This is a genomic window from Brevundimonas vesicularis (genome assembly GCF_900445985.1).
Taxonomy (GTDB): Bacteria; Pseudomonadota; Alphaproteobacteria; order Caulobacterales; family Caulobacteraceae; genus Brevundimonas; species Brevundimonas vesicularis_D.
Genome location: NZ_UAQP01000017.1, coordinates 1 through 3,641, shown reverse-complemented (window position 1 = coordinate 3,641; position 3,641 = coordinate 1). Strand labels below are relative to the sequence as shown.

The following is a 3,641-nucleotide window of genomic DNA, read 5'->3' as shown; positions in this document are numbered from 1 at the left end:
AGTAGCCGAAGTTGTCGTTATTGGCCGTGCCGTAGAGCGTAACCGTCTGCGCCAGCAGTTCCTCGGTGCTCATGCTTTGATCGGCGAATTGGAAATGCTCGATCTGATAAGCCTTACCGGAAAAGAAAGATTGCAGCCGGACTTGGTCGCTGTCGCCGCTGGCCAAGATCATATCCGTTCCGCGCCAACCGATGTGGATGTCTTGATAGCGGATGTCGCTGAAGATGATGGTGTCGCGGTTGCCTGCGGTGTAGTCATAATCATAAATCACATCCTGACCGTGGCCTTGGGCGAAGGAGTAAGTATCGTTGCCGAAATTGCCTTGCAGCCGATCATTGCCCGCCCCGCCTTCAAGGGTGTCTTCTCCCGCGCCGCCATAAAGCGTATCGTCGCCGTTGCCGCCAAAGAGAACATCATTGCCATCCCCACCGCTTAAGCTGTCATTGCCCTCACCGCCAAAGAGGCGATCATTGCCTTTATGGCCGCTTAAGTTGTCATTGCCTGCTTCGCCGTAGAGCACATCATCTTGGGCATTGCCGCTGATGTTGTCATTGCCCTCGCCTGCGTGGAAAGTCAGCGCACCCTGCCAGTAGCCGAAGTTGTCGTTATTGGCTGTGCCGTAGAGCGTAACCGTCTGTGCCAGCAGTTCTTCCGCACTCATGCTGCGGTCGGCGAATTGGAAGAGCTCGATCTGATAGTGCTTGCCGGAAAAGAAAGATTGCAGCTTGACTTGGTCATCGGCACCGCTGTACAGAATCATATCCGAGCCGCTCCAGCCGATGCGGATGTCTTGGAAGCGGATGTCGCTGAAGATGATGGTGTCGCGGTTGCCTGCGGTGTAGTCATAATCATAAATCACATCCTGACCGTGGCCTTGGGCGAAGGAGTAAGTATCGTTGCCGAAATCGCCTTGCAGCCGATCATTGCCCGCCCCGCCTTCAAGGGTGTCTTCTCCCGCGCCGCCATAAAGCGTATCGTCGCCGTTGCCGCCAAAGAGAACATCATTGCCATCCCCACCGCTTAAGCTGTCATTGCCCTCACCGCCAAAGAGGCGATCATTGCCTTTATGGCCGCTTAAGTTGTCATTGCCTGCTTCGCCGTAGAGCACATCATCTTGGGCATTGCCGCTGATGTTGTCATTGCCCTCGCCTGCGTGGAAAGTCAGCGCACCCTGCCAGTAGCCGAAGTTGTCGTTATTGGCTGTGCCGTAGAGCGTAACCGTCTGTGCCAGCAGTTCTTCCGCACTCATGCTGCGGTCGGCGAATTGGAAGAGCTCGATCTGATAGTGCTTGCCGGAAAAGAAAGATTGCAGCTTGACTTGGTCATCGGCACCGCTGTACAGAATCATATCCGAGCCGCTCCAGCCGATGCGGATGTCTTGGAAGCGGATGTTGCTGAAGATGATGGTGTCGCTGTTGCCTGCGGTGTAGTCATAATCGTAAACCACATCTTGTCCGTGGCCTTGGGCAAAGCGGTAGGTATCGTTGCCGAAATCGCCTTGCAGCCGATCATTGCCCGCCCCGCCTTCAAGGGTGTCTTCTCCCGCGCCGCCATAAAGCGTATCGTCGCCGTTGCCGCCAAAGAGAACATCATTGCCATCCCCACCGCTTAAGCTGTCATTGCCCTCACCGCCAAAGAGGCGATCATTGCCTTTATGGCCGCTTAAGTTGTCATTGCCTGCTTCGCCGTAGAGCACATCATCTTGGGCATTGCCGCTGATGTTGTCATTGCCCTCGCCTGCGTGGAAAGTCAGCGCACCCTGCCAGTAGCCGAAGTTGTCGTTATTGGCTGTGCCGTAGAGCGTAACCGTCTGTGCCAGCAGTTCTTCCGCACTCATGCTGCGGTCGGCGAATTGGAAGAGCTCGATCTGATAGTGCTTGCCGGAAAAGAAAGATTGCAGCTTGACTTGGTCATCGGCACCGCTGTACAGAATCATATCCGAGCCGCTCCAGCCGATGCGGATGTCTTGGAAGCGGATGTTGCTGAAGATGATGGTGTCGCTGTTGCCTGCGGTGTAGTCATAATCGTAAACCACATCTTGTCCGTGGCCTTGGGCAAAGCGGTAGGTATCGTTGCCCGCACCGCCGGCCAGATGGTCATTGCCCTTGCCGCCGACAAGGTAATCATTACCGCCGTTGCCGTTTAAGCGGTCATTACCTTCATAGCCGTAGATGAATTCGCTGTTGGCTGTGCCGCTGAAGCTGTTATCAGCCTCATCGCCGCGGTAGTCCTGATGCACGATGCCTGCTTCGATAAGGTCTGCGTATTGTCCGCCGTGTTGGACAAAGTAGTGTTTCAGGCTGTGGGCATGGGTGGAGGAATAGGTGAACAGGCCTTCCATGATGCGGTAGCTTTCCTGCGCTTGGACAAGATGGCCTGCTTGGTATTGGCTTTGCAGCTGCTGGGCGAAGGATTGCCAGTCAAGGCCGCCGTTATCGCTCAAGCCGTCTTGGCCGAGCGCCTGCCACAGATGCAGGGCGGTGGCTTGCTGGGCTTGGCTGTGCAGCATCAGCCAGGCATGGGTGTATTGGGCGAAGCGGGCATATTCGGCTTTGAGGATTTGCCCGGCATTCGGGCCGGGGTTGGGGCTGGAGCCGTGTTGGCGGAAGTCTTTGCCGGTCAGAGCTTCCAGCGCCGCCAGTTGCCGCGCATCGATAGCGCCGCCGCGGCTATTGGCGGCCACGGCTTCGCTGCCCGTCCAGCGGTAAATTAAAGAATCGAGCAGTTTCACTTGGCTATCGCCGTCGGCATTCAGATAATCTTTGACCATTGCCTTCAGCCCTGCATCGCGGCTCATGGCCAAATGCAGATCCACAACATTGCCAAATGCCCGCACATTGGGCAGGCCCAATAATGCCGCCTGTGCTTCAGGGCTGAGGGCTTCGCCCACATAGCGCGTCTGCGCGGGATTGATCTGAAACCACAAATCCTCCGCCAAGCGCTGACTGCCGTCTGCCATCTCTACGCTGCCGCGGTGGCTGATGCGGTTGCCCGCCGCATCGCGTTCGTTCACGGCTTTGGCATTGAGATCGATGGCGGCAATGCCCGCCTCGGCCAAGCCCAGCACCTCGCCTGCCTCGCTAATGCCGTTGCCGTTCTTATCCTGCCACACCGCCAGTTGCGCATAGACGGCATCTTGGGCATCAATCCTGCCGTCTTGATTCTCATCATAGGCGGCCAAGGCGGCATAGCCGTCGGCAAAGGCTTTCTTGCCCTCGGCGTTCAGGCTGTGATTGCCGAAGAGCTCATGGCCGTTATCGATGCGGCCGTTGGCATTCTTATCCAGCACCAGCAGGGCATCGGAGGCATCAATCCAAGCGGTCTTCTCGGCAAAGCCGTTGCCGTCGAGATCGAAATGCACGGCTTTGTCCAAGCCTTCGGCCAGTTTGGTGGCATGGATGCCGTCGCCGTTCAGGTCGATGACGATGGGGGAAGAAGTGCGCTCGGCTTGGTCGAGGGAGGGGTGGAGGTCGTTTAACCCCTGCCTATGTTCTCTAAGCCATTTATCGGATTCCTCGAAGGCCCAATCCAAGGCCTTATCCAATAGGGTAACCCCCAGTCCTGCAATGGTAAACCCAACTGCCAAAGGTGCCGAACCAATCAAAACACCCAAACTGGCACCTAGAGTCATTACATCAGCA

General features: G+C 56.6%; 1 protein-coding gene. It reads right to left on the bottom strand.

The genetic code is table 11. The features are described 5' to 3' along the window. Positions 1-3,532 (bottom strand): calcium-binding protein (locus DT343_RS16805; protein ID WP_306418734.1); only part of this gene is annotated, 3,532 nt, incomplete at its 3' end. Positions 3,533-3,641 lie beyond the last annotated feature (109 nt).